1 protein-coding gene is annotated in these 1,385 nt (G+C 58.4%); it reads left to right on the top strand.

Annotated features, from left to right (window positions below):
- Positions 1–161: 161 nt before the first annotated feature.
- Entirely contained in the window at positions 162–1,340 is a 1,179-nt protein-coding gene (locus L6966_RS11895; protein WP_005323424.1) for an IS256-like element IS1249 family transposase, read from the top strand.
- Positions 1,341–1,385 lie beyond the last annotated feature (45 nt).

Here is a 1,385-nt window from a genome sequence, read left to right as displayed (position 1 = left end):
GGGTTAAGGGTCAAAAAGTGTGTCCGGAATCGCGGATTTTCACGGATTGACCTGTAGGTTTCCGGAAAGTATATGCTCCGGAAGCATATATCTAGCCCCCGACGGGAAATCCTCGGTGTGGCAGCCGTGATGTGCTATGCGCGGCGTGGTGTGGTGTCGCAATGTCGAAGAACCAACCACGCTGCCACTGCGGCGGTGAAATGAAACGCAACGGCACCACCAGCAAAGGCACCACCAGATGGCGCTGCAAACAATGCGGCGCCTCCAGCGTCAAACGTCGAAACGACATCACCAACGCGGCAGTGTTCACCCAGTTCATCGAGCATTGCACCACCGCAATATCACTCGACGACCTAGCCAAACGAAACGGTGTTAGCCGCGCCACCATGAAGCGGCGCTTCAAGTGGTGCTGGCTCGTTGATGTGCCTGACCCCACCGCCGGCCACCACAAGCGGATCTACGACCAGGTATTTCTCGATGGCACCTACACCGCCGGTGGCTGCCTGATCGTCGCGGCGACCATCGACCACGTGATCGCCTGGCACTGGTGCAAACACGAAACCACCCGCGACTACCAACTGCTGCTTGAACGCATCGAAGCCCCACTCATCGCCGTCATCGACGGCGGCCAAGGCGCATACAGCGCAATCAAAAAGTGCTGGCCGACTACGAAAATTCAACGCTGCCTCGTCCACGCCCAACGCGTGGTCCGCCGCTACACCACCACCAACCCACGCACCGATGCCGGGCGCACCATCTACCGACTTGCGCTGAAACTGACCCGGATCACCACACTGGATGAAGCCGCCGCGTGGGGTGTGCAACTGCACGAGTTTTCAACGATCTACCGGGAATGGATGAACGAGAAAACCATGATCAAAGACCCCAAAACAGGTGCATGGACCCGCGTGTGGACCCACCACAACGTGCGCAAGGCCTACAACAGCCTCAACCATCTTTGGCGGTCCGAGATGCTGTTTGTCTACCTCAACCCGCCAGCAGGAGTCCTTGCGCCCGAGCGGATCAAATCCACCACCAACAGCTTAGAAGGCGGCATCAACGCCCAGCTCAAACTGCTCGCCAGAACCCACCGCGGCAGATCAGGCGAACGACAACGCCGCATGCTGGATTGGTGGCTCTACTTAAAAACGGAACTGCCTGACGATCCAGTACGAATCGCCAGGCAGTCCGACTGGGGCCAGGGCCAACTCGCCAAAGTATCCACCCTGACCCAAACCGAGAACCAAGCCGACCACGAAACAGGACGCCCAGCCCTCTACGACAACGCTATCGACACCGACTACACCCACTCAATCGGCATTCAAAAAGGCCAAATCTAACCCCCGCGACACGCCGAGCCAGACACACATTTTGACCCTTAACCC

The sequence above is a fragment of the Rothia nasisuis genome, assembly GCF_928381405.1.
GTDB lineage: Bacteria > Actinomycetota > Actinomycetes > Actinomycetales > Micrococcaceae > Rothia > Rothia nasisuis.
This window is presented reverse-complemented; position numbering and strand designations above follow the sequence as displayed.